The sequence below is a fragment of the Lentibacillus amyloliquefaciens genome (genome assembly GCF_001307805.1).
GTDB lineage: Bacteria > Bacillota > Bacilli > Bacillales > Amphibacillaceae > Lentibacillus > Lentibacillus amyloliquefaciens.
Genome location: NZ_CP013862.1, coordinates 2,306,803 through 2,331,633, shown reverse-complemented (window position 1 = coordinate 2,331,633; position 24,831 = coordinate 2,306,803). Strand labels below are relative to the sequence as shown.

At 43.6% G+C, this 24,831-nt stretch carries 26 protein-coding genes; 16 read left to right on the top strand and 10 right to left on the bottom strand.

The window, feature by feature from the left end:
* Nucleotides 1-54: 54 nt before the first annotated feature.
* On the top strand, nucleotides 55-720 hold the full coding sequence (locus AOX59_RS11635; protein WP_068445721.1) for a TraR/DksA C4-type zinc finger protein: 666 nt from the start codon (nucleotides 55-57) through the stop codon (nucleotides 718-720).
* Nucleotides 721-834: 114 nt separating this feature from the next.
* Here AOX59_RS11635 and AOX59_RS11630 read toward each other — a convergent pair whose 3' ends face one another.
* Nucleotides 835-1,626, bottom strand: coding sequence for a zinc ribbon domain-containing protein (locus AOX59_RS11630; RefSeq protein ID WP_068445719.1), 792 nt, complete (start codon nucleotides 1,624-1,626; stop codon nucleotides 835-837).
* A 573-nt stretch (nucleotides 1,627-2,199) separates the two neighbouring features.
* A complete protein-coding gene (locus AOX59_RS11625; RefSeq protein WP_068445716.1) occupies nucleotides 2,200-3,540 on the bottom strand; it encodes a S1C family serine protease in 1,341 nt (446 codons plus the stop codon).
* Nucleotides 3,541-3,709: 169 nt separating this feature from the next.
* Here AOX59_RS11625 and AOX59_RS11620 point away from each other — a divergent pair, with 169 nt between their 5' ends.
* The 7 genes from AOX59_RS11620 to AOX59_RS11590 all read left to right on the top strand — a co-directional run bounded on the left by AOX59_RS11620 (nucleotide 3,710) and on the right by AOX59_RS11590 (nucleotide 11,056).
* A complete protein-coding gene (locus tag AOX59_RS11620) occupies nucleotides 3,710-4,402 on the top strand; it encodes a response regulator transcription factor (protein ID WP_068445714.1) in 693 nt (230 codons plus the stop codon).
* A complete protein-coding gene (locus tag AOX59_RS11615) occupies nucleotides 4,399-5,718 on the top strand; it encodes a sensor histidine kinase (protein ID WP_068445712.1) in 1,320 nt (439 codons plus the stop codon). Before AOX59_RS11620 ends, AOX59_RS11615 begins: the two co-directional genes overlap by 4 nt.
* Nucleotides 5,719-5,851: 133 nt before the next feature.
* Nucleotides 5,852-7,681 carry a translational GTPase TypA gene (gene typA / locus AOX59_RS11610; protein WP_068445710.1) on the top strand — a complete coding sequence of 610 codons (1,830 nt, stop codon included), beginning with the start codon at nucleotides 5,852-5,854 and terminating at the stop codon, nucleotides 7,679-7,681.
* A 184-nt stretch (nucleotides 7,682-7,865) separates the two neighbouring features.
* Complete coding sequence (locus tag AOX59_RS11605; protein WP_068445708.1) at nucleotides 7,866-8,990, top strand: PQQ-dependent sugar dehydrogenase; 1,125 nt, start codon at nucleotides 7,866-7,868, stop codon at nucleotides 8,988-8,990.
* 56 nt (nucleotides 8,991-9,046) lie between these two features.
* Complete coding sequence (locus AOX59_RS11600; protein WP_068445706.1) at nucleotides 9,047-9,322, top strand: YkvA family protein; 276 nt, start codon at nucleotides 9,047-9,049, stop codon at nucleotides 9,320-9,322.
* Between the two features lie 72 nt (nucleotides 9,323-9,394).
* Nucleotides 9,395-9,736, top strand: coding sequence for an ArsR/SmtB family transcription factor (locus AOX59_RS11595; RefSeq protein WP_068445704.1), 342 nt, complete (start codon nucleotides 9,395-9,397; stop codon nucleotides 9,734-9,736).
* A gap of 21 nt (nucleotides 9,737-9,757) precedes the next feature.
* Entirely contained in the window at nucleotides 9,758-11,056 is a 1,299-nt protein-coding gene (locus tag AOX59_RS11590; RefSeq protein ID WP_068445702.1) for an arsenic transporter, read from the top strand.
* Here the strand turns inward: AOX59_RS11590 and AOX59_RS20310 are convergent.
* Nucleotides 11,053-11,244 carry a hypothetical protein gene (locus AOX59_RS20310; protein WP_237049434.1) on the bottom strand — a complete coding sequence of 64 codons (192 nt, stop codon included), beginning with the start codon at nucleotides 11,242-11,244 and terminating at the stop codon, nucleotides 11,053-11,055. The genes AOX59_RS11590 and AOX59_RS20310 overlap by 4 nt on opposite strands.
* Before the next feature lie 132 nt (nucleotides 11,245-11,376).
* Between AOX59_RS20310 and arsC the strand changes: the two genes are divergently transcribed.
* The gene (arsC, locus tag AOX59_RS11585; protein ID WP_068445700.1) at nucleotides 11,377-11,796 is read left to right on the top strand and encodes an arsenate reductase (thioredoxin); all 420 of its coding nucleotides are present in this window, start codon (nucleotides 11,377-11,379) and stop codon (nucleotides 11,794-11,796) included.
* Nucleotides 11,797-11,833: 37 nt separating this feature from the next.
* Here arsC and AOX59_RS11580 read toward each other — a convergent pair whose 3' ends face one another.
* The 4 genes from AOX59_RS11580 to AOX59_RS19715 form a co-directional block, all read right to left on the bottom strand.
* Nucleotides 11,834-12,013, bottom strand: coding sequence for a hypothetical protein (locus AOX59_RS11580; protein WP_068445697.1), 180 nt, complete (start codon nucleotides 12,011-12,013; stop codon nucleotides 11,834-11,836).
* Nucleotides 12,014-12,084: 71 nt separating this feature from the next.
* Nucleotides 12,085-13,035, bottom strand: coding sequence for an ABC transporter permease (locus tag AOX59_RS11575; protein ID WP_068445694.1), 951 nt, complete (start codon nucleotides 13,033-13,035; stop codon nucleotides 12,085-12,087).
* Nucleotides 13,028-13,948, bottom strand: a complete 921-nt coding sequence (locus AOX59_RS11570; RefSeq protein ID WP_068445692.1) for an ABC transporter ATP-binding protein — start codon at nucleotides 13,946-13,948, stop codon at nucleotides 13,028-13,030. Before AOX59_RS11570 ends, AOX59_RS11575 begins: the two co-directional genes overlap by 8 nt.
* A 160-nt stretch (nucleotides 13,949-14,108) precedes the next feature.
* A complete protein-coding gene (locus tag AOX59_RS19715) occupies nucleotides 14,109-14,258 on the bottom strand; it encodes a YfhE family protein (protein ID WP_156418691.1) in 150 nt (49 codons plus the stop codon).
* 219 nt (nucleotides 14,259-14,477) lie between these two features.
* Here AOX59_RS19715 and AOX59_RS11565 point away from each other — a divergent pair, with 219 nt between their 5' ends.
* From AOX59_RS11565 to AOX59_RS11555, 3 genes are all read left to right on the top strand, one after another.
* Entirely contained in the window at nucleotides 14,478-15,644 is a 1,167-nt protein-coding gene (locus tag AOX59_RS11565) for a CapA family protein (protein ID WP_068445690.1), read from the top strand.
* Nucleotides 15,645-15,815: 171 nt separating this feature from the next.
* The gene (locus AOX59_RS11560) at nucleotides 15,816-16,628 is read left to right on the top strand and encodes a DUF368 domain-containing protein (RefSeq protein WP_068445689.1); all 813 of its coding nucleotides are present in this window, start codon (nucleotides 15,816-15,818) and stop codon (nucleotides 16,626-16,628) included.
* A 157-nt stretch (nucleotides 16,629-16,785) separates the two neighbouring features.
* Nucleotides 16,786-17,106, top strand: a complete 321-nt coding sequence (locus AOX59_RS11555; RefSeq protein ID WP_068445687.1) for a thioredoxin family protein — start codon at nucleotides 16,786-16,788, stop codon at nucleotides 17,104-17,106.
* A gap of 298 nt (nucleotides 17,107-17,404) precedes the next feature.
* Here the strand turns inward: AOX59_RS11555 and AOX59_RS11550 are convergent, their stop codons facing one another.
* The 3 genes from AOX59_RS11550 to AOX59_RS11540 all read right to left on the bottom strand — a co-directional run bounded on the left by AOX59_RS11550 (nucleotide 17,405) and on the right by AOX59_RS11540 (nucleotide 20,637).
* Nucleotides 17,405-19,492 carry a heavy metal translocating P-type ATPase gene (locus AOX59_RS11550; protein ID WP_068445685.1) on the bottom strand — a complete coding sequence of 696 codons (2,088 nt, stop codon included), beginning with the start codon at nucleotides 19,490-19,492 and terminating at the stop codon, nucleotides 17,405-17,407.
* Nucleotides 19,461-19,832 (bottom strand): ArsR/SmtB family transcription factor, encoded by a 372-nt coding sequence (locus AOX59_RS11545; RefSeq protein WP_068445683.1) that lies wholly within the window; start codon nucleotides 19,830-19,832, stop codon nucleotides 19,461-19,463. Before AOX59_RS11545 ends, AOX59_RS11550 begins: the two co-directional genes overlap by 32 nt.
* A gap of 178 nt (nucleotides 19,833-20,010) precedes the next feature.
* The gene (locus AOX59_RS11540) at nucleotides 20,011-20,637 is read right to left on the bottom strand and encodes a VOC family protein (protein ID WP_068445682.1); all 627 of its coding nucleotides are present in this window, start codon (nucleotides 20,635-20,637) and stop codon (nucleotides 20,011-20,013) included.
* Nucleotides 20,638-20,816: 179 nt separating this feature from the next.
* Between AOX59_RS11540 and AOX59_RS11535 the strand changes: the two genes are divergently transcribed.
* The 4 genes from AOX59_RS11535 (at nucleotide 20,817) to AOX59_RS11520 (ending at nucleotide 24,829) form a co-directional block, all read left to right on the top strand.
* Nucleotides 20,817-21,509, top strand: coding sequence for a response regulator transcription factor (locus tag AOX59_RS11535; protein ID WP_068445681.1), 693 nt, complete (start codon nucleotides 20,817-20,819; stop codon nucleotides 21,507-21,509).
* A complete protein-coding gene (locus AOX59_RS11530) occupies nucleotides 21,509-22,855 on the top strand; it encodes a HAMP domain-containing sensor histidine kinase (protein WP_068445680.1) in 1,347 nt (448 codons plus the stop codon). Before AOX59_RS11535 ends, AOX59_RS11530 begins: the two co-directional genes overlap by 1 nt.
* Before the next feature lie 93 nt (nucleotides 22,856-22,948).
* Entirely contained in the window at nucleotides 22,949-23,743 is a 795-nt protein-coding gene (locus AOX59_RS11525) for a PepSY domain-containing protein (protein WP_068445676.1), read from the top strand.
* A 186-nt stretch (nucleotides 23,744-23,929) separates the two neighbouring features.
* Nucleotides 23,930-24,829, top strand: coding sequence for a YegS/Rv2252/BmrU family lipid kinase (locus AOX59_RS11520; protein ID WP_068445674.1), 900 nt, complete (start codon nucleotides 23,930-23,932; stop codon nucleotides 24,827-24,829).
* Nucleotides 24,830-24,831: the final 2 nt, after the last annotated feature.

The following is a 24,831-nucleotide window of genomic DNA, read 5'->3' as shown; positions in this document are numbered from 1 at the left end:
TATCGACACATAGTATGATTAGCGATTCATTTTAAAAAATGGAGGCTGACATCTATGATGACAAACGAGCAGCTTAAACAATGTAAAAATGCACTGGAGAAGCAGCAGAATGAATTAATCGGCCAGGTAAAGGACCATTTCGGAACATCGCTTGAAATGACGAAGCAATCAATGGATGAGCTATCCAATTACGATAATCACCCCGGTGATATGGGAACGGAAATGTTTGAGCGCGAAAAGGATATTGCCCTGAATGAGCATGCGGAAAAAGAGTTGAAGGATATCAACGCAGCACTTCATGCGATTGCAGATGGCACATATGGAATTTGCAGTGAATGCGGGCGGGATATCCCCTTTGAGCGTTTGGAGGCAATGCCGACAGCAGACCGCTGTTTTGAACATGCAGAGGGGAAGGATGACCTTGCAAAGAAGGACCGGCCGGTTGAAGAAGGTGTTGTTAGCCCGAATATCAATCCCGATGATACAACTGCTGAAGAACAGACCGGTTATGACGCGGAAGATGCATGGCAGGAAGTAAGCCGCTATGGTACCTCAGAAACAGCATCAGACTTTTATGGTGACCGTGACAACTACGATGAAATGTATCCGAACAGTGATGAGAATGTCGGAAGCGTTACGGATGAGGAAAGTTTTTTAGCTGCTGATCAGGACGGGAAGTTCACCGGTGTGACACCGAATCATGATGAATATGAAGATTAGTGTACGTGAGAGCCCAGTCTCCATTATGAACGAAAAAATCTCCCCGTCAGAGGAGATTTTTTGCCTTCATTCAGAGAGATAAAAACCAATTTCTCTGAATGAAGTTTCACTGTATTAAAAACCGCGGAAGATGGAATCCATCATGTTTCCGATGATTGAAGTCACGAACGATTGAGTGAAAAAACCAAATGCCATAACGAGAATGATGTATAATCCAAGCAATACATAAATTCTGTCAAAACCTTCTGCCGGTTGTTCCAAAAGAATAAAGGTCGGAACAAACAGAAGGAATCCGAGAATGCTTATCACAATCGACAGACCGGCGAGTACCGAGATTCCAAGCATTAAAAAGATGAGCCCCGCAACATATAGAAGTAAAAATGGTATTAAATAAGCACCATATTTGGCTATGACATCAGGAAATGTCACAGCCTGGGCAGCTAATTTTACACCTACAAAAGTCAAGACTGCAATCAAAAATTGCAACAAACCAAATGATATAAACGGCAGAATTAAACCGTCAAAAAATGAAATGCTTCCGATAAAATTAGCCGGGACAATATTGAACACGACAAAATAGCTAATCGCCAGCAATAAAGCCATTATTACAATTGTTATAATGCCGGAAATCGTATCGGTATGATTGGCTTTTCTGGCTTCGATTGGGGATTTAACGAGTGTTGTAAAGAAATGGCCAAAGTCCTCGCCGACAGTTTTCAGTTTTTCCGTCAGGTCGCGGGATTTTGCACTTTTCTCTGCGTTTTCCCCGGAGTTGATTTCATCAGATGTTTGTTCATAGAGCTGACGTGTTTCATCTTCAATCTTCTCTTCAATAGTCAATTGTGCACCGCAATTTGTGCAGTACTTTCCTTCAGACGTTTCCAGACCGCATGATGGGCATAGCATTCAATCACATCCTATATAGTACCTTTTAATTAAAGAGGTTGTTCAAAAGTCCGGAAAAAATGACACGTCGGTGTTTCTAGTTGGCTTGTTTCTTCGCTCCTTGGAAAAGGAAACCGCTTTTCCGGCATGCGATGCGGATTCAGGGAAGCATTACTTGTGCTCATGTATCTAAATACATACATTCCGCTGCTCGAAACTGCACCGCCTCGAACTTCTCGGTCCTTTTTATCCTCCTTTTTGAACACACACTTAAAGTATAAGGGATTTTGTTATATTTTTCATTATCCAGCCTTTCCGGAATTGGATAGAAATCTCTTTTCGAGACGTTTATCCCGCATGTAACTGGCAGTAGGACCCCCACTTCAAATGTTCGCAAAAACGATGAAGATTAGGTGGGGGATGGCTGCCAGTAAATGTCCGATTCGTTCATCTAACAATCAGTGGGGAAGAAAGAAAACCCCCACTGATTGAAGATTCACTTTATCTTTTTATCAAAAGAAGAATGTTTTAGAAAACAGCCGTTAATTTTAAAACCTGCAGCTGTAAAAGCTAGCAGGTTTTAATAAAGGGGAGTCAGTTTTGTTGCTGTTTTTTCTGGCGTTCGGCCAGTTCGAGTGATACGGTTTGTGCCTCGCCATTTCGGTAAATTTCAAGTTCAACGGTTTCGCCTATTTCTGCTTCATTGTACAGAAATTGGCGTAAATCAACGATTGATGTTACCGCATTGCCGTTAATTTTAGTAATCACATCGAATTGTTGCAGGCCCGCTTCAGCTGCAGGCGATCCGTCTTCTGCCTGAGCAATCACCATGCCGCCTTCAACACTTTCAGGGACTTGAACCTGATTGCGATATTGCTGTGGCACTTGGCTCATGGACACTGAACTGATGCCGATAAATGGACGTGATACTGCTCCATCTTTTTCAAGCTGTTCGATTATTGGCATTGCCGTGTCAATCGGAATAGCAAAGCCAATGCCTTCTACAGCTGTTTGTGCAATTTTCATAGAGTTGATGCCAATGACTTTACCATCACTGTTCACAAGTGCACCGCCGCTGTTTCCGGGATTGATGGCTGCATCAGTCTGGAGAACTTCTGTTACCCAGTCCGGCTGCCCGTCGCGGTTCGTGTCCATTTGGACGGAACGGTCGACGCCGCTGATAATCCCTCTTGTCAGCGTATTGGCAAATTCCATTCCGAGCGGATTGCCGATTGCAACGGCGGTTTCACCAACTTCCACATCACTTGATGAACCAAGACTTGCGACAGTATCGATTTTAGACCCGTCAATTTTCAATACAGCCAAGTCACTGAGCTGATCTGTTCCAAGTACTTCGGCATTGATCCGTTCATCATTATTGAGCGCCACTTCAACTTCCTGAGCATCCGCAACAACGTGTTGGTTTGTTACGACATAAGCATTGCCATTTTCTTTCTTGTAGATAATGCCTGAGCCTGTGCCGGATTCCGAACTTTGCTCCCAAATGTTTGTCTGCTGGATGCGGGTGACGCCAACGACGGCTTCGGCAGCCTCTTCCATGCTTGAGGCGGTATTAGCATCGTCCGAAGCAATGGTTTCGGTCACTTCAGGTGTTCCGGAAGTTTCACTGCTTTCATTATTATTTGAACCGGCGTTTGAATTAGAGGTGTTTCCGCCATCTGGTATAATATTAGTCGTAAATAAAAGGACGACTATGACAGCTGAAACAACACCGCCGATTAAAGCGCTGAAGAAATTTCCGGATTTCCTTTTTTTCGGTTTGTCATCCTGATTGGCTTTGGCGTTTTGTCTTGCTGTTTGTGCAATCCCGCCATTTGTCTCAGGATTTGTTTCTTGAGCCGGTTGTTCTTCCGGATTTTCCTGATTCATGTTATCGTTATTTTCGTTCCCGTTATGATAATTGTTATAATCCATGAATAATTCACCTCTTTACGTTATCATGAAGTCAACTCTTATTATAATGACCATACTTGGTAAGAATTTGGTGCAAATACGGCAAAAATGTGTAAAAGTTTTTCTTATAGTGACATTCCCGACAATTTGTGGAATTAATCATAACACATTAATGATGGAGGCGTCCTTTATGACACATCATATTGGAGTCGTTGAAGATGACTCTAACATTCAAAATATTGTTTCGGCTTATTTGAAAAAAGAAGGCTATGAAGCCACGATAATGGAATCTGCTGAAAAAGCTTGGGAGCTTTGGGAAACCCGGCGCCCGGATATGTGGGTGTTGGATATCATGCTGCCCGGAATGGATGGCTATGAGTTCTGCAAAAAAATTCGTCAGGAAAGTGATGTGCCGATTATTATCATTTCAGCCAAAGATGATGAAGTGGATAAAATTCTCGGTCTTGAGCTGGGAGGCGATGATTATTTGACAAAACCCTTCAGTCCGAGGGAGCTCGTGGCACGAATCAAGCGTTTGTTCAAACGTGCCGCTCCTGCAGATGGAATCAGCCAAGAATCTCATGACCGTATAAAGGTTGATAATCTGCTGATTCATGAAAATGATCGCAGGATTTTTTGGCATGGAGAGGAACAGGTTGTGACGACAAAGGAATTTGATTTGCTCTTGCTCGTAGCAAAAAACGTCAATAGAGCTTTTTCCCGGGAAGAACTGCTTATTAAGATTTGGGGGGAAGATTATTTCGGAAGCGACCGCGCTGTGGACGACCTTGTAAAGCGAATCCGTAAAAAATTGACAGACATTTCATTGGAAACGGTTTGGGGCTATGGTTACCGGCTGCGCAGTGAAGAGGAACATCCATGAAACTCCAATCCCAGTTAAATCTGGCTTTTACCGCTCTGTTGCTGGTTATCCTTACAGCTACAGGTTATGTGATTTATTCAATGATCCTCGGGATGCTGATAGATGACGAACGGACGGAACTCGAACAGAAGGGCGAATTGCTCATACAAGTACTGAATCAGCAAGATGGGTCTATTGGGAGCATTGAAGAGTTCAGCAGTTTTCTGAGGGATCAGGATTTGCAGCTGTTTCTTTATGACCGCAGTCAGGACCAGGTTTTGATGTCAACGATGCCGCAGCAATTTGTCAGTGAGTTTAAAGAGAAAAATTATTTTGCAGATGATCAGGAAGAACTATGGGATGCGGGCAATAATACGTTTGTAACGTCGAGAATTTTAATTTACCCGGATCGTACAGGCCTTGAGATGGTTTTATTGACACCGATGACTGATCTGCAGTCAGTGCAGCAGGACTTTTTCCAGCGGATGATTCTAGTTTTCATTATCGGTACAATTGCGGCAATTTTGCTCAGTTATTTTTTGACCAACAAATTAGTAACCCCGCTCACAGAGTTGAAACATCAGCTCAAAAAAATTGAAAAACGAAAATTTGAAGATATCGAGCGCGTCAAGGCAACAGGTGAAATTAAAGAAGTTGAACAAGGCTTGTACGATATGGCTACTGAACTGGAGCGTTATATGAAATCACAGCAGGCCTTTTTCCAGAATGCCAGTCACGAATTGAAAACGCCGCTCATGACAATTCAGGGATATGCAGAAGGTATTCGTGATGGCGTTTTCGAAGCTGATGACCGGGAAAAAGGACTGGAAATGATGGTAACAGAAGTCAGTCGTTTGAAAAGCATCATAAATGAAATGATATTGCTTGCAAAACTGGACAGTGAACAGACGACATATCAGCCTGAGCAGATTGAGGCAGCTGAAATGATTGATCAGGTTGTTGATCGGGCGTTTCCATTAGTCAGTGAAAAAGGGATTGAACTGAATCACACTGTGGTTGAAAACAGTGCTTTCTACGCCGATCAGGAAAAAATGCTGCGTGCCTTCTTGAATATTACCTTTAATGCGATCAGGCATGCCCGGTCGCGTGTAGATATTACGGCAGAGAAAAAAAAGATTACGATTGAAGACGACGGGGAAGGTGTATCAGATGATCTGATCCCGCATATTTTTCATAGGTTCGTTAAAGGTAAAACCGGAGAGACCGGACTGGGGCTTGCGATTGCACGTGCCATTGTCGAACAGTCCGGCGGCGGAATTATGGTGAAGGATTCAGAGCTTGGGGGTGCGAAGTTTATCATCACTTTTCCTGAATAAGATTTTGCCCCGCAGGTCCGATTCTGTTCAACTAACATGCAGTGGGGAAAAGCGGTCCATTGCACGAAGTTTCACTTTATGATACAATCGGATAGTTTTGAGTCATCCTTAAATAATAGAGGAGCGTACGTTTATGCAATTAAGAGAAGACATTCGTAACATTGCGATTATCGCCCATGTTGACCATGGCAAGACAACACTTGTCGATCAGATGCTGAAATACTCAGGAACATTTCGCGAAAATGAACAAGTGGATGACCGCGCCATGGACACTAACGATATTGAGCGTGAACGTGGAATTACGATTTTATCCAAGAATACAGCCGTGAAACATGAAGATACAACGATTAATATACTTGATACACCAGGTCACGCCGACTTTGGCGGTGAGGTTGAACGTATCATGAAAATGGTTGATGGTGTTCTGCTTGTGGTCGATGCTTATGAAGGCTGCATGCCACAGACACGGTTTGTTTTGAAAAAAGCACTCGAACGAAAGCTGACACCGATTGTTGTGTTAAATAAAATCGATCGTCCGAATGCCCGACCGAGTGAAGTAATTGATGAAGTGCTTGATTTGTTTATCGAACTGGGTGCAGATGACGAACAACTGGAATTCCCGGTCATTTATGCCTCAGCAGTGAATGGTACATCCGGTGAAGAACAGGACGAACAGACAGAAACAATGGATCCGGTATTCAAAACGATATTGAATCACATCCCTGCACCGCCGGATACTTCAGCTGACCCATTGCAATTCCAGATTACCCTCTTGGATTACAATGATTATTTGGGGCGCATTGGTGTCGGACGTGTTGTACGCGGCCAAATCAAGGTAGGACAGCAGGTTGTCGTTATGAAGAAAGACGGGTCGCAGAAATCATTCCGCATTAGTAAATTATTCGGGTTTATCGGCCTGAAGCGAGTCGAAATTCAAGAAGCACAGGCAGGCGACATCGTAGCGATCTCAGGGTTGGATGATATCAATGTCGGCGAGACGATCTGCCCGCAGGATACGCCTGAAGCTCTGCCATGGCTCCGTATTGACGAGCCGACGCTGCAGATGACATTTTTGACAAATAGCAGTCCTTTTGTCGGCCGTGAAGGCAGCTATATTACCTCAAGACAAATTGAAGAACGTTTAATGAAACAGCTCGAAACAGATGTCAGTCTGCGAGTTGAACAGACCGATTCACCTGACGCCTGGACTGTTTCAGGCCGCGGTGAGCTGCATCTTTCCATTTTGATTGAAAATATGCGGCGTGAAGGTTTTGAATTGCAATTATCGAAACCACAGGTCATCATTAAAGAAATTGACGGTGTTCAATGTGAACCGGTGGAACATGTCCAGGTCGATGTGCCGGAAGATTATACAGGACCTGTCATGGAATCGCTCGGTGAACGCAAAGGAGAAATGGTTGATATGGTCAACCAGGGCAATGGTCAGGTCCGTATTGAATTTAAAGTGCCGTCCCGCGGGATGATCGGATATGCGACAGAATTCATGTCATTAACACGTGGCTATGGTATCCTTAACCACACTTTTGACACTTATCAGCCGCTCGTTAAAGGTCACGTCGGCGGACGTCGTGAAGGTGTCCTTGTTGGCATGGAAAACGGAAAAGCGACGACTTACGGCATCATGCAGCTGGAAGACCGCGGTGTTATTTTCGTTGAACCAGGTACTGAAATTTATGCTGGCATGATTGTCGGACAGCACAACCGGGAGAATGACTTAACGGTTAATATTACAAAAGAAAAACACTTGACAAACGTCCGTTCATCAACTAAAGATCAGACTGCAACCATCAGGAAAACGCGCGACATGTCTCTTGAGGAAGCTCTTCAATATTTGAATGATGATGAGTATTGTGAAGTGACACCGGAAACAGTTCGTCTGCGCAAAAAACTGTTAAATCAAAATGAACGCGAGAAAGCAGCTAAAAAAGCAAAACTGGGATAAACGGTTGAAACCGGCGATGGCAGGGAATGCTATTGCCGGTTTTTTCATGCTTAACAGGGAGCTTTACGTGGCTGCGGGGGTGCGAAACATCGCCCCGGGACTACTGAAATTTCTGTGAGCGGCTGGGTACTGCCTTCTCCTAAGATTCGTTAAAATGGTGATAAGACAATCAGCGGGAGTGAAGATGATGCGATATCTTTTAGTGTTAACTGTAAGTTTGGTCATACTGATGAGTGCCTGCTCCCAGGATGACAGCCCGGGACAACCAGAAGAAGGACAGGCACCTTCAGATAGTGCACAGGACGGGGCATCAGAAGAGACTGAAACAGAAACGGCCGATAAAGATGATGAAATGGAAACAATCGCTGAAAACCTTGAGGAGCCTTGGGAAATAGAGCGTGCTGATGACAAATTTTATGTGAGTGAACGGACAGGGGCAATCGTGACAATCGATAATGATGAACAGACCCGTAAGCCGGTACAATTTTCAAAGGATCTCTCAAATCAGCCTGAAGCAGGGCTCTTGGGTATTACTTTGCCGGACGAATTTGCTGAAACGGGGGAAGCCATAGCCTATTATTCATATCAGGAGGATGACACGTATTATCAGCGGGTTGTAATGATTAAAGAATCGACTGATCAGTGGGAAGAAACATCGGTGCTTTTGGACGAAATCCCGGGAGGACAGGTCCACCAGGGCGGACGGATTGAAATTGGTCCTGATGACAAACTGTATGTGACTACTGGAGATGCCACCATGGAAGAGTCGGCACAAAATCCTGACAGTTTAGCAGGAAAGATACTGCGCATGAATCCGGACGGTACGATTCCGGATGATAATCCGTTTAATAATTCGTATGTATACTCATACGGCCATCGTAACTCCCAGGGGCTTGCCTGGAATGGTAATGAAGAGCTGTACGCTACTGAACATGGCTCAAATGCTTACGATGAAATAAACCGAATTGTACCAGGAAGCAATTATGGCTGGCCGGCTATCCAGGGTGATGAGACTGAAGAAGACATGACAACCCCGGTCATTCATTCCGGCAGTGATACATGGGCGCCATCAGGCATGGCCTGTCATGAAGGATTCTTTTACTTTGGTGCCTTGGCCGGTGAAGGTCTGTATCGCTTTGAATCGGAAAACGAAACACAGGAGCGCCTTATATCGGGTGAAGGACGTGTGCGTGATGTGTATTCCACTGAAGATGGAATCTACTTTTTAACCAACAACACTGATGGTCGCGGCAACCCTGCTGCTAATGATGACAGGCTATTGTTTATGCCGAATAATTTATTGGATTAAGGGAGGTTGCAGCCACTAATTCTTATGTTTCTCTTTAAAGAAAGCAGGTGTTGCTGATGAAAAAAATGATGAAACGACTTGGCTTCTTATTTAAATTTCATAAATCGATTCCATTTATAGCGGATTTCTTTCGTTCAACTCAGATAAGGGGCAGGACAAAATTTTTATATGTTGCAGTGATTGCCGCCTATATCCTGATTCCGTTTGATGTAATTCCAGACTTTTTCTATTTATTCGGTTTCGTTGATGATATAACTGTCGCTGCTTTTTTGCTGCAGCAAATGGTAAAAGCCGCACCGGACTCATTGAAAGAAAAACATAACTTTGAATGATTGCATGTTGTACTCAAATTTTATATGCTTGTATAAGCAATTAATTATATATTGATGCAAATGAGGGATTTCATGGAGAAAACGGGTGTATCAATGGAGGAAGCCGTCCCGATTTTGAAGCTGCTTGGTGATCGGACACGGCTTTCGATTGTTTTAATGTTATACGAGCGGGAGTGCTGTGTGTGTGAAATCGTTGATGTGCTGAGTATGTCTCAGCCAGCAATCAGTCAGCATTTGCGGAAATTGCGCGATGCAAAAATTGTAGCAGAAGACCGGCGCGGTCAGTGGATTTATTATCGTCTGAGGCGTGAAGCGTCTTTCCACCCATTAGTGGAAAACATCGTTGATTCCATCCCGGTTCAAGAAACACTGCATCAAAAAATGAATGCAGCCAAAAAATTAAATCAATGTTAAAACATCTGAGGGGGAACATGCGTGGGCTTACAAACGATTTTAGCAATTATCATTTTCCTTGCGACACTTGTACTTATTATTTGGCAGCCTAAAAACCTTGGGATTGGCTATACAGCCTGTTTTGCTGCGTTGATTGCCTTGCTTGTCGGTGTGGTCACATTTGATGATGTCATTGCTGTGGCCGATATTGTGTGGAATGCGACATTGGCATTTGTCGCGATTATCATCATTTCACTGGTGCTTGATGAAATCGGGTTCTTTGAATGGGCCGCATTACATATGGCACGGATTGCAGGCGGCAGCGGTGTTAAAATGTTCATTTATATTTCTGTATTAGGCGCGATTGTTGCGGCACTGTTTGCCAACGACGGGGCAGCGCTGATTCTGACACCGATTGTTCTGGCGATGGTTCGGGCATTGAATTTCCGTGATGCATTTATTCTGCCGTTCATTATGGCAAGCGGATTTATTGCCGATACAACGTCATTGCCGTTCGTCGTCAGTAACCTGGTCAATATCGTCTCGGCTGATTTCTTTGGGATCGGCTTTCTTGAATATGCAATACGTATGATCATTCCGAATATGTTCTCACTTCTTGCCAGCATCCTGGTATTATATTTATTTTTTAGGAAGGATATACCCGGGAGCTATAATGTCAGTGACTTAAAAATGCCTCGTGAAGCTATTAAAGATGAAAAAATGTTCCGTTTGTCTTGGCTTGTGCTTGGCATACTGTTAGTTGGCTATTTCACAAGCGAGTTTATAGGAATTCCTGTTTCGGTTGTGGCCGGAACAATTGCAATTGTCTTTCTGCTGCTCGGGCGGCAAAGTAGTGCTGTGGCTACCGGCAAAGTCATAAAAGGCGGACCATGGGATATTGTATTTTTCTCACTTGGTATGTATGTCGTTGTCTATGGTTTGCGTAATGTCGGTTTGACTGATTTGCTGACAGGTGTTCTTGATGCGGCGGCCGATCAAGGCTTGTTTGCAGCAACAATGTCGATGGGGTTCATTGCTGCGGTTTTGTCATCGGTTATGAATAATATGCCGACTGTTATGATTGATGCTCTGGCCATTGCCGATACGAATGCAACCGGGGTTCTGAAAGAGGGATTGATCTACGCCAACGTCATCGGCAGCGACCTGGGGCCAAAAATCACTCCGATTGGTTCATTGGCGACGTTGCTGTGGCTGCACGTACTGAAGACAAAGGGTGTTAACATCTTATGGGGCTATTATTTCAAAGTCGGCATTGTCCTGACCGTCCCGACATTGTTCATCACGCTGCTCGGGCTGTATCTGACATTGCTGCTGCTCTAAAGCTTTTTCGCTTTCTTTGTTGCTAAAAAACCACATCTGAGTAAACTGAGATGAACTCTGAAACATGAAATTCCTTGGCACCACTCCGGAAATACACTCCGCTTTCCGCGGGCGGCTGGTGAGCCCCCTTGCGCTGAGCGCTTCGGTGTCTCACCTATGCCTTTCCTCCCGCAGGAGTCTGCGTGTATTTCCTCCGCTAACCATGATGTTGAGCGAAGACCTACCTTGCCGCAGCGACACAGTTTATGGATTTTATGTCAAAACAACAACTCTTTTGGAAAACCGCCTAATTTAATAGCAAATCATTAAGGAGGAACATTATGTCTGAAAAACCGATTCTTTATTTTCTATGCACAGGGAATTCTTGCAGGAGTCAGATGGCAGAAGGGTTTGGAAGAAAATATCTCGGTGATAAATGGGATGTAAGAAGTGCCGGGATCGAAGCACACGGTTTAAATCCGATGGCAGTCAAAGCCATGGAAGAAGCCGGCTTGGATATTTCCAACCAGGAATCAAGCACGATTGATACTGATCTCTTGAATAACGCAAAAATAGTGGTGACGTTATGCGGTGATGCACGGGATAACTGCCCTATGACCCCGCCGCATGTGGAGAATATGCATTGGGGGTTTGATGACCCGGCCAAAGCTGAAGGAACGGAAGCTGAACGGTGGCAAGTTTTCGAGCGGGTGCGGGATGAGATTAAACAGCGAATTATTCAATTTCAGAAAGAGAGTTAATAAGACCGGGGAGCAATAAGCAGCTCCCCGGTCTTGTTTAATGTTTTTCGTCATTTTTGTCATTCGGAATATATTTTGTGAAGTATACGGCAAAAATAAGGCAAATGAATGCTATGCCCCATGAAGCTATGCCGCTCCAATAAAGGTCCACACCAAGGCCAATAATCAGCACAACACCACTAATGCCTATGAAAATCGCAGTTAAATAACGTTTCATGATTTCACACCTCGGTATATTCAATCTAATACTATTATAATATATGTTTAAATTATATGCTGGGAATAAATTTAGTGTCCTGCGACATCCCTTTTCGTGAAAAAGACCCATGCTAAAACAAGGAAAACGATATAATACACGGTAAGTACAGCTAACGAAAATCCTAAACTCATCCCTTCAAACATAGGCGAACCGTTTATATATTGGCTCATATTGGTGTTGGCGAACAGGATATACTTGGCCCAGTTGTACTCGGAGAAAAAAGATACAATCATATTTCCCGAAAGCATCAGGAAAATAGCGATCCCGATAGCCAGTGAGCTCTGCCTGAAAATGGCGGAGATCATGAAGGCGAATGTTGCCATCATCACTAATGTTACAAGCTGCAAGCCATAACCTTCGATGATTTGTCCAATAATGGAAACATGCGCAAAACCGTCATTTTCGTTAAGGACAATATGCGGGTCCATGCCGTTGACACCAAAAAATATCGCCCCGGCGAGCCATGAGAAAATCAATACAAATAAGAGTGTGAACAACGCAAATAATAAAACGGATACGTATTTTGCCGCCAAAATTTTAGTTCGTGTAATAGGGCGGATCAGTAATAGCTTGATAGTTCCCCACTTAAATTCATTCGCGATAATCCCCGCAGCTACAATAATGGTAAAAAGACTCACTAATGAAAGCAGAAAGTCATGTTCCATGACAAACTGCCATGTATCGTAACTGCGCGGCTGGATATTATTTTCGAGATAGAAATTATTTTTTTCAAGCTGCGTGCTATTAAATCCCTGCATCATGTCGTCCTCTTCCATTTGCTTCTGCAAGTCGGCATTTTCCTGTTCGAGTGTTTCCTGCCAATTGTCATCCTGATACTTCGCGGCTTGTTCGACAGAATAGTTGGATAAAAAAGCCAGACCAACAACTAGGACGGCTATAAGAATATACATAATCCATGTTGATTTGCGTATGTATAATTTAATCTGTTCGTTGACCAATAGTTGAAAAAAGTTACTCAATCGTATTCTCCCCAATCAAATCAAAGAATTTATCCTCCAGTGTTGATTTCGTCATGGTCACTTGGTACACCTGTATATCGTGAGTGACGAATGCTTGGATGATTTTTGGTATCGTTTCTCGTTCGGCGCGAATATTTAAAGTAGCGTTGTCAGTTGTTGCATGAAGGTTAAATTCATTTTTTAATACTTCGACAGCATGTTTCGTTGGTGTTACTTCCATTTGAATATCACTCTCAGATGTCTCTTCTGTTGCTGCATTGACATCTTGGATTGCGATCATTTCACCATTTTTGATCAGTCCGATACGGTCACACATTTGCTCGATTTCAGACAGCAGGTGACTGGAGATGATGACAGCGACATCTTCTTCTTCTGCGAGCTTGCGTATGTATTGACGAATCTCCCTGATGCCGGCGGGGTCCAATCCGTTGGTAGGCTCATCCAAAATAAGCACGGATGGCTTCTGCAGAAGGGCCTGGGCTATACCAAGCCGCTGCCGCATTCCCAGCGAATATTTACCGGCCTTTTCATTAATGGCTTGTTCAAGTCCGACAAGCTTAATAACTTCTTCAATACGATTATGTGAAACGCCAGGCATCATACGGGCGTAGTGCTTTAAATTTTGCTTACCCGTCATGAACGGATACATTTCCGGGTTTTCAACAATCGCCCCAACCTCTCTGATGGCTTTCTTATAGGCTGATTTGATGCTTTCGCCGAGGATCCGGACGTCGCCATCCGATAGTCCCATCAGCCCTACCATCATGCGGATGGTTGTTGTTTTGCCGGCACCATTGGGTCCGATAAACCCGAATACTTCTCCTTTATGAATTTCAAATGATAATCCTTTAATAACCTCTTTGTTTCCTATTGTCTTTTTGACGTCATTTAATTCCATGGCTGTCTTTGGCATAAGTAGTCCTCCAATATCTGTAACTATATGTAAGTACGAAAAAAATCCTGGTAAGTTTCACATAAAATCTATCATTACATAATTTGGAAATAACTTCAATACACAAAAATACCCTGTCCAACCGATGTGGACAGGGTATAAATACAGCGAATATTATTTTTTAATTTTGATTATCGCGTTTAGCGTCTCTGACCTTTGCTCCGCGGTATCCGCCGGCGATGTCTGCTTGTTTAAAGTCTTTAGTGAAATGTACTTCCTGAGCGTCTGTCAGTTGTCTGCCCTTTACAGGTTGATATTGCGTTTTTCGCATATTAGATTTCCTTTCTATTAATAGCATCTGATGGACTTTTCCCTGCCTGAATCGTGTTAAACATGGATTCAGGAAATACATGATTTCTAATTGCTTCACTGGTTCTCATAATATTGCGGACTACCGGTCAGATGAATTGGCGGCAATGCCCTCATTTTGTGTCGTTTTCTGTTTGTTGTCATGTTATGATTAACGAAAAAAGGCTTAGGAGAAAGATATATGGAACGGAGTCAATTAGTCTGGATCGTTCTGTTGCTAGCTTGTTTGTTGCTATCGGCATGCACCGGAAACGAACAAGAAACACTAAAAGATGCAAATCACCACGAATCAGCAGACCGGGGTAAGGAGATAAAAACAAAAGAGCCTGAAGCGAGCCATAAAGAAATTACACTTTCTGCCATCGGTGATATGCTGATTCACAGCAGAGTGTATGAAGATGCTCGTACAGATGACGGCTTTAATTTTATGCCGATGCTGGAAAAGGTTAAGCCGTATTTGAATGATTCAACCATTGCCTTTGCGAATCAGGAAACGATGATCGGTGGTGAAGCGCTGGGATTGTCGAGTTATCCGGCATTTAATAGTCCTTTTGCAGTTGGCGATGCTCTAAAGAAAGCCGGGGTTGATGTTGTTTCCATTGCAAACAACCATACATTGGACCGCGGGGAAAAAGCGATTATGAATGCCACCAACCATTGGGAAAAGATTGATATGATGTATACGGGCGCCTATAAAAGTGAGGCCGACCGCAATAAACTGCGTGTGTACGAAACAGACGAAGGTATATCGGTAGCTTTTTTGGCTTATACCTATGGAACAAATGGTATACCTGTGCCGAATGGGAAAGGACACTTGGTGAATCTGATTGACAAAAAGGTAATGTCCAAGCGGATTGAGAAGGCCAAGCAACAGGCAGATGCAGTCGTATTAAGTTTGCATTATGGCCCCCAATATGAGCGAATGCCAAGTGCGGGGCAAAAAGACCTTGTCCAGTTTGCCGCGAACGAAGGAGTGGATGTCGTATTAGGTCATCACCCGCATGTGTTGCAGCCGATTGACTGGGTTGAAGGCAATAATGGTCATCAGACGCTTGTTGCCTACTCACTTGGTAATTTTCTCTCCGGACAAGACGAGTTTTATCGAAGAATCGGTGGCATTTTCAAATTTTCAATCGAGAAAACAATGGAAAATGGAGAATCAACGGTTAAGGTAAAGGAGCCAAAATTCATGCCAACCTTTGTTAAGTTTGAGAACCGGGCAAATTTTCAAGTGGCTCCGATGCATCAATTGACCGATGATGAATTGGAAAATGCCAAAGGACATTACCAGGACATCAATCAGCATATGTCTCGGTGGATGCCGGAGCTCGAGTTTATTGAGGAGTGATGAGTGAATAGAGATACTCAAGAATCTTCGAGTATAACCTTTTTTAAAAGACAGATGTTTACAATAAAGCGTCCCTGCGGCACATAAAATTTTTATGTGATTTGCAAGCATAATTTGATATGATTGTCTTATGATTTTTATTAGAGTGCTTGATAAGGGAGCTTTAGATTAATGGAATGGAAAAATATTTACCGTGGTCTGCTTATGGGTGCAAGTGATGTCATCCCTGGTGTGAGCGGGGGGACAATCGCTGTTCTGCTCGGCATCTATGAACGGCTGATTGCAGCTATCAACGGGTTTATGAGCAAGGATTGGAAAAAACAATTGGGCTTTTTGATTCCGCTGGGCATTGGAATTTTAACGGCTATATTTTTACTGAGTAATGTGATTGAGTGGCTGTTTGATAATTATCCGGGGCCGACGAAATTTTTCTTTTTGGGGCTGATTTTGGGTGTGCTTCCCTATTTATTCCATAAAGCGGATGCAAAGAATAAATTTCGGGCAAAACATATTATATTGCTTGTAATAGGTGCTGTGATCGTTGGTTCCATGGCATTTCTGCAGGCCAGTGAGGGACCTGTTATTGAAAATATAACCACCTCTACTTATATCATGTTGTTTTTTTCAGGATTTATTGCCAGCAGTGCATTGGTTCTGCCGGGTATCAGCGGCTCGCTAATGCTTATGATTATGGGGGTGTTCACAACGGTCATCGGTGCAGTCAGTAATTTGCAGCTTGATATTATTGCCGTCGTCGGTGTTGGAATCGTTCTCGGTATTGTTTTCATGAGCAAAATTGTTAACTTCTTTTTAAATAACTATTATACCGGAACATTTGCCGTTATTATCGGCATGGTAATCGGTTCTGTTTTCGTTGTGTTTCCGGGCTGGCCGACAGAAGGATTGCTGGTGTTAGTGAGTATAGTGACGTTTGCATCGGGATTGGCTGCAGCTTATTTGCTCGGAAAAGTTGAATACGAGTAAAAGGAACAAAGGCTTAATTATCAGGCGTCTTGTTGCCCCCGAACAGAAACGGACCGGGCATTTACGGGTAGTTACATGCGGGGTAAACAAACTAAAAGACACACGGGCGTAAAATAGGTACAATGTAGATAGAATGTTATGAGGGGGTTTTTAGATAATGAAACATATTGATACAGAACAGCAATTCAACGAGATTATTCAATCGGATGCACCTGTTATCGTAAAGTTTTTTGCAGATTGGTGCCCGGACTGCAAACGCATGGATATGTTCATCGGTGATGTCATGGATGAATTTAAGAACTATGACTGGTATGAGATTAACAGTGACGAAGTGGAAGGCATTGCTCAGAAATATGAAGTAATGGGGATCCCAAGCATTTTGATTTTTAAAGATGGCGAAAAGCTTGCCCATCAGCATAGCGCTGATACGAAGACACCGGAATCGGTGACCGAATTTCTGCATCAGCAATTGGCATAATAAAAGTTGATCACCCTTGATTTAAGGGTGATTATTTTTTGATGTTCAGGACGATGACCATGTGCTTGAGATTGGCTTTGGAGGGGGTAACCTGTCGAACACCAGATGACACGGTTGATGTGATGGTTTACCCTGGTTGTGTCGATTGAACAAACGTTTGATCAAAGACAAGACACGGCTGAGAAAGTCCCTGTCTTGGACTATTCAAGCAAGAAGTAAACCTCCCCTGAGTTGGCCGCTCGATGTGGGAGGTTCACACACCTTCTAAGAGTCGTCCCCTTTGAAGGGGATTGGCCTCTCATTTAATTTTCATAAGTCTTAATGCGTTCAATGTAACAAGCAACGTTGCTCCCATATCGGCAAAAATGGCAATCCATAATGTCAGCCAGCCGGGGATAACAAGCAGAAGGGCAAGAATTTTAATACCGATTGCAAAGCTTATATTTTGTTTGATGATGCCCAGTGCTTTGCGGCTCAGTTTAACGGTGTAAGGTAACTTTTTTAAGTCGTCACCCATTAAGGCAACATCAGCTGTTTCCAGTGCGCTGTCTGTTCCGGCAGAACCCATAGCGATACCGACTTTGGATGCTGCCAGCGCCGGGGTATCATTAATGCCATCACCAATCATGGCAATATTCCCGTCCTGTGTTTTGATGAAGCTTAGTTTATCTTCAGGCAAAAGATTTGCTTTTACATCGGTCAGTTTCAAGTCGTCTTTTAAGGCATTGGCGGTCTGTGCATGATCTCCCGTCAGCATGTAGGTCTGCTTGATTCCGAGATCATGTAATTTCTGAATGACTGTTTTACTTTCGGACCGCGGTTCATCGCGCAGTGCAACAGCCATCAACAGCTCGTCATCTGTACCGCATAACATGACAGTTTTACCTGCTTTTTGATAGTTCTTAATCTGTTCGGCCGGTACGTTTTTAAAGAAATCAGGGGAGCCGGCGTAAACCGATTCGCCCTCAATTTCACCCTGAATGCCTTTGCCGTGGACCGTGGTGAAGGATTGAATATCTGCTGATGGCATATCTTGATGCTCATCATCCATGTAGTTCATGATTGCTTTTGCCAGCGGATGATTCGATTTAGACTCCAGCCCTTTCAGGCAGCTGAGCGCTTTATCATGTTCATCGGTGAAAAAGTGAACGTCCGTAACCTGTGGTGTTCCTTGTGTCAGTGTACCTGTTTTATCGAATGCGATTTTCTTGATCGCACCGATTTGTTCGAGGTGAATACCGCCTTTGATCAGAACCCCGTTACGGGCCGCATTGCCGATTGCTGTTACGATAGCAACCGGAGTAGATACAACAAGTGCGCACGGGCATCCGACAACGAGTACCGCAAGCCCCTGATAAACCCACGTACTCCATAGACCAACGAATAGAGGCGGAATAACAGCGACTAATGCAGCAATAGCAATTATGGCCGGTGTGTAGTAGGCGGCAAATCGGTCAATGAATGCTTGAGCCGGCGCCCGTTCTTCCTGTGCTTCTTCAACCATATGGATGATTTTTGCGATGGTCGTATCTTCTGCTCTTTTCGTTACTTCGATTTCCAGAAAGCCGTTCTGATTAATCGTTCCCGCAAAAACGTCATCACCGTGTGTTTTTTCCGCGGGGATGGACTCTCCGGTGATCGATGCCTGATTGATGGATGAAAATCCGCTCATAATCGTGCCGTCCATCGCGATCCGTTCACCCGGCTTGACAAGCATGATGTCACCAACCATGATCTCCTCGACAGCTAACGTCTGTTCGCTGCTGTTTCGTCTGATGCGTGCTTTATTCGGTGAAATTTTCATCAACGAGCGGATCGATGAACGCGCTTTGTCCATCGAATACGATTCCAAAGATTCACTGATGGCAAAAAGAATAACGACGACTGCGGCTTCACGCCATTCACCGATGATGGCAGCTCCAATCACAGCAATCGTCATCAATGTTTTCATATCAAAGCGGAATTTCCACAGATTGATCAGGCCGGCTTTAAACAGGCTTAAACCGCCGACAAATGCTGATAATCCGTAGAGCACATTCGGCAGGTAATGTGAATTGCCAAACATGATATTGGCAATGAAACCGAAAACAATCAGCAGTGATGCGAGCAGGACCTTATCATGGTGCATCCAGAAAGGTTCTTTTTCAGGTTCCGCATTCTCCTTGATAACTTTAATATTTTCAAATGATCCGGCTTTTTCAATATCGGTAATGGATGCTTTTCCGACGACATCAATTTTTGACGTGGCAAAATGGACGTTTGCATCCTGTACGCCATTAATTTCTTTTACATTGTTTTCAAATGTCTGTGCACAGTTGGCACATGATATACCGTTAAGCCGGTATGTTTGCTGTTCAGATGACATGGACGCTTTCCTCCTTTCCATGAAGGAAGCCTTGTGTGATGACTTGTTTCATGTTGTGTTCATCTGACAATGAGTAATAGACGAGCTTCCCCTCTTTGCGGAATGTGGCAATTCCGACCTTGTGGAGTTTCCGCAAATGGTGAGAAGTTGTGGCGGTTGTTGCGCCGATAATATTGGCAAGGTCACAGACGCATAGTTCTTGTTCCACTAATAGTGCCGACGCTATCTGAAGTCTGTTTCGGTCTGCCAAAAGTTTATATAATCCGATGACTGTGTCAATCGACTGTTTATTCAGTTCGTGTTTGACATGGTTAACTTTTTCCTCATTGATACAGGTTACATCACAAACGTCTTGAGTCATGAATCACACCTCAATCAAATATATATTTGATTGTATTATATTCAAACGGGTGCTTGAATGTCAACAGAAAAAGGCGGCATTCACTTCAGGGGGAGTGAATGCCGGAATAGGGCGGGATGCCGATAATATATGGAGTGCAGTCAAGTAAGGCATGATCCTGAGCAGATCCCTGTGCAGTTTAGCCAATCGAAAAGTGGAATTCATCAGAAAGCTTCAATTCTGCATTATTCAACTTGGCTGTTTGATTGTCAAAATTCAATTGATAAATGGGTGCGAGCGAGTCAGAGTCTGTCGTGGGCACCGAAACTGTGCTGATTATTTTGTCATTAATCAGTTTCGGATTTTGCGGTGTATTTTTAATTTCACCCCATTCAATCAGAAAAGGCAAAACCTGTTGCTCTCTTTCAGGAAAAAGCATCCGCCATTCCAACAGGCTTCCGTCCGGCCGTTTGCGGCTGCCGGGGACTGGTCCGGTATACGGGATCTCAAGCTCATCCAGATTTTTAATGTTTCCATCCATTTGATCAGTCCGCAGCGCAATTTGAATAGGCGCTTCATGACCTTCTGCCAGCTCCCGGAAAAGCAAGTGGATTAAAGGATTATCTGATTTGGCTGCGGTTGTTTCATCAAAAATACCGATCCATTCTATATAGCAGTCATTACGCAAATAAGCAAGATAGTTGTAAGTTCCCCAGTTCGCGTGCCGGCCGCCTTCAGTCACGGTAATATTGTGTTCTTTTCCAAAATCTTCAGCTGCCTTCTCGGGATCTCTGGCAGCAACGACAATATGATCAAGTGCAAGCATACGATTCCCTCCTAGTGTCATCTTATTTCAATAAGGCTTTTATGGAAAGTGTTTGCACTTGTTTGTGGCTGATTATCCCGAAGTTTACAAATTAGCCGGGCGAAACATCCCAGTCATCCACTTTTCAACCAATATTTGATATAGTAATGACAAGAGCTTATTGAAGCGGGTGATATGAAATGGAGAAACCACACATACTGATTGTGGAAGATGAAGAAAAACTGAGCAGGGTGCTGCAGCTGGAGTTGGAATATGAAAGTTACAGCACCAAAGTTGTCGCCGATGGAAACACAGCGTTGAACCTTATAACGGATGAAAAGTGGGATCTTGTCCTGCTGGATATAATGCTTCCGGAACTGAGCGGGATGGAGGTACTGCGGCGCGTGCGGCGGTTTGACGAATCGACACCCATTATACTGCTCACAGCACGGGATGAGGTTTATGATAAAGTGAACGGGCTAGACCAGGGTGCGAACGACTACATTACCAAGCCGTTTCAAATTGAGGAATTGCTTGCGCGAATCAGAGCACAACTGCGCCAGCCTAAGAAAACCGTTGTCCGGCAGCATGAGGAACTGGGGGTTGGTGATCTGATCGTTGATGTTGAATCAAGAGAAATCCGGCGGGAGAAACAGCCGATTGAACTCACGCCAAGGGAATTCGATCTGCTTGTCTATCTGCTGCAAAATAAAAATGTTGTACTTACCAGAGATCAACTGATTGAACATGTCTGGGGTTTTGATTATTTCGGGGATACGAATGTGGTAGATGTTTATATCCGGTATTTGCGTCAAAAGGTCGATAAGCCTTTTGACCAGGCCTATATACAAACCGTCCGTGGGGTCGGTTATACGATAAAGGAACATAATTGATGAAACTTTCTGTGAAAATCAGGCTGTTTTCCAGCTTATTCATGCTTGTATTGATTTTGCTGGTCAATACATCCATTTATTATTTATTCGATAGCCGGTCACTGGAACAGGAGCTTGACGATTTGAACACACAGGCAAATGAAATCATTTCAACCTTGAATGAGAATCCAAGTATATCACAAAATGAAATGCTTGATGCTTTTCTGCCGACAGACGGCATGATCAGGGTTATTGACGAAAATGACTCCCATATTGTTGAAGTGATGAAAGCTGATTATAGAGAACTTCCGGGAAGCTATGTGTCTTCAGAATCAAGGTCGATTATTTCCATGGATAATCAGCCTGACTTTGCGACTGTTGCTAAACCTGTTATCTGGGAAAATGGTGATGTGGTGACTTTGCAGATCTATAAGCAACTGACGGGTCACACATCAACAATGGAAACATTGTTTTTCGTGTTGGTAGTGGCATCACTGATTATGTTGATTCCAACAATAGTGGCTGGTGTCTTTTTATCCAGATTCATAACAAGACCAGTCCAGGAACTGACCGCAGCCATGAAGGAAAATACCACCTATGGCAGCTGGAAGAAAATCAGTGCGGAAGATCAGTCGAAAGATGAATTATATGAAATGAAAGTAACATTCAACCGGATGATCGATTATTTGAGAGAGAACTTTGAGAAGCAGGAAATGTTTGTCTCTGATGCTTCCCATGAGCTGAAAACACCAATTTCGATTGTCAAAAGCTACTCCCAGCTCATGAAACGGCGCGGAGCTGATAATCCGGAGTTATTGGAAGAATCAACGGAAGCGATCGAATCCCAGGCAGACCGGATGCAGAAACTTGTGGAACAGATGCTGCTGCTCGCTAAAAACAAAAATCAGGAAGTTTATGAACCATTCAATCTTATCGAACTTGGCCGTTTCACAGCAGAAACATTCAGTGGGGCTTACGCGCGGGAGATTGTATTTCATGCATCTGCGGAGATGATTCAAATCAACGGAAGCTACGATCAGCTGGAACAGGTGCTGTATATTCTAATGGACAATGCTGTTAAGTACAGCGAAGAGGCCGTCACCTTATCAATCCGGAAAAATGGGCGGTACGCTGAAGTGGCGGTTAAAGATAATGGCCCGGGTATTTCTGAAGCAGATCAGGAAAAAATATTCGATCGCTTTTACCGGGTTGATAAATCAAGAAGCAGGGAGACGGGCGGCACCGGTCTCGGTCTATCCATCGCCAAAGTCATAGCAGAAGCACATGGCGGAACACTCAGCGTATCAAGTACAGTGGGCAAAGGCTCCGTATTAACGCTCATTCTTCCTCTTTATTTGGAAAACTAATGACTTTCTAATCAAATTTTAATCTTGGTCACAGTGTCTTTTCATTTGCAGGGGATATGATATAGTCAGAAAGCAAATGAGGAGGCAATTTAAATGAAAAAGAAGATTGGAATTGTGTTGGCTGTTGTTCTTGGGGTTTCTGCTCTTGGATTAGGTGTCATTCAGTCAAGTGCCACTGAAGCTGCACCTAAAATGGACCGGAAAGAAATCAAAGAGACCATCTCAGCTCAGTATCCTGGAGAGATAACCGAGCTGGAATTGGATAAAGAAGGAACCCGTACTGTATATGAAGCAGAAATAGAAGATAACGGAAAAGAATACGACATTAAATTGGATGGAGACACCGGCGAGGTTTTAGAACTGGATGAAAAAGTTGCTGCCAATAACAGCAATGGCCAAAATAAGGCGACTAATAATGAGAATAACGCCGGTCAAAATGAAAGCTCTCAAAATAATGCCAATAAAAACGCGGATGCTGACGGAGATGACACGAACCGGAATAACGATCAAAAAACACGTCAAAACAATGATGACAATAACAATAATTCAGACGATAAGAATGACGACCGAATGGAATTGAAGCAAAACGATAATAAAGATAATAACACTAATAATAACAAGTCATCAAAATCAGCTGTCATTAGTACAGCACAGGCAGAAAAAATTGCAAAAAATGAGTTCAATGGCTCGATAATTAAGCTGGAATTGGATGAAGATGATGGCCGTTTGGTTTATGAAATCGAAATGAAATCGAAGAATAATGAAGCTGATATTGAAATTGATGCTTATACAGGTGAAATCGTAGTCATGGAAATCGATGATAACGACGATGACGACGACCGCGATGATGACCGTGATAACGACGATGACGATGATGAACGTGAATAAGAACCAGCTTTTTTGATAATCACCCCCTCAATGGAACTGTGCAACACATTCCTGAGGGGGTTTTTTTCACTTTCGTCCCGGTAACCAAAGGAGTCTTTTGTAAAATTGCTTCTTCCTTCTCAATTGCTTTCCCTATCGGTTAAAATAGAGTAACGATATGCGTGCTTATTCAGAGGGGGCTGTCAATTGAAATACGAGCATGGCTTATTCATTTATAACGGGACCGCCGGCAATGAACATACCGAACAAAAGCTCTCCCAGACACTGCCGGTTCTTGCTAAAGCAATCAAGAAGCTAACTGTGATTCAGACCGAAACCATTGAGGAAGCAAAAGCAACATTTGAAGCGTACGCCGAAGATGTAGACATCATGATTCTCCTCGGTGGAGACGGAACGTTGCACGAGTGTGTTAACACTATAGCTCCTTTGGGTAAGCGTCCGGTTGTTGCTATTTTGCCCGGAGGCACATGTAATGATTTCAGCAGGGCATTAGGTATGCCGCAAAACTTGACCCAGGCAGCCCGTGCTATTGCTAACGGTGAAGTGACAGATGTTGATGTCGGTAAAACGGATGGCAGGTACTTCTTGAATTTTTGGGGAGTTGGTCTTGTCTCAGACACGTCATTAAATATTGATGAAGACCAAAAGAAAAACCTTGGTGTTTTAAGTTATTTCATGAGTACGTTACGAACGGTAAACCAGGCAACACCTTTTAAATATAAAATTGATGCCGATAATAAACAGCATGAAGGTGAAGGCGTATTAATCCTTGTGTTGAATGGACGGTTTATTGGGACACGGGAACTGCCGCTGCCAACTGTGTCCCTTGATGATGGAAAGCTGGACGTTCTCGTCATTAAGAATTCCACTTTGGCTTCGTTCCGTGAATTACTGTCAATGAATAATCCTGAAACGAATTCACAGCAGTTGACGGAACTCACCCATTTTCAGGCGACGTCGATTAAGGTTTCAACTTCTGAAGAGAAGGCCATTGATATGGATGGAGAAATCGATGGCACAACACCGGATGAGATAACTATTTTGCCGCATCACATCCCGATGGTTAAAAATCCATCCGGCGTGTGATA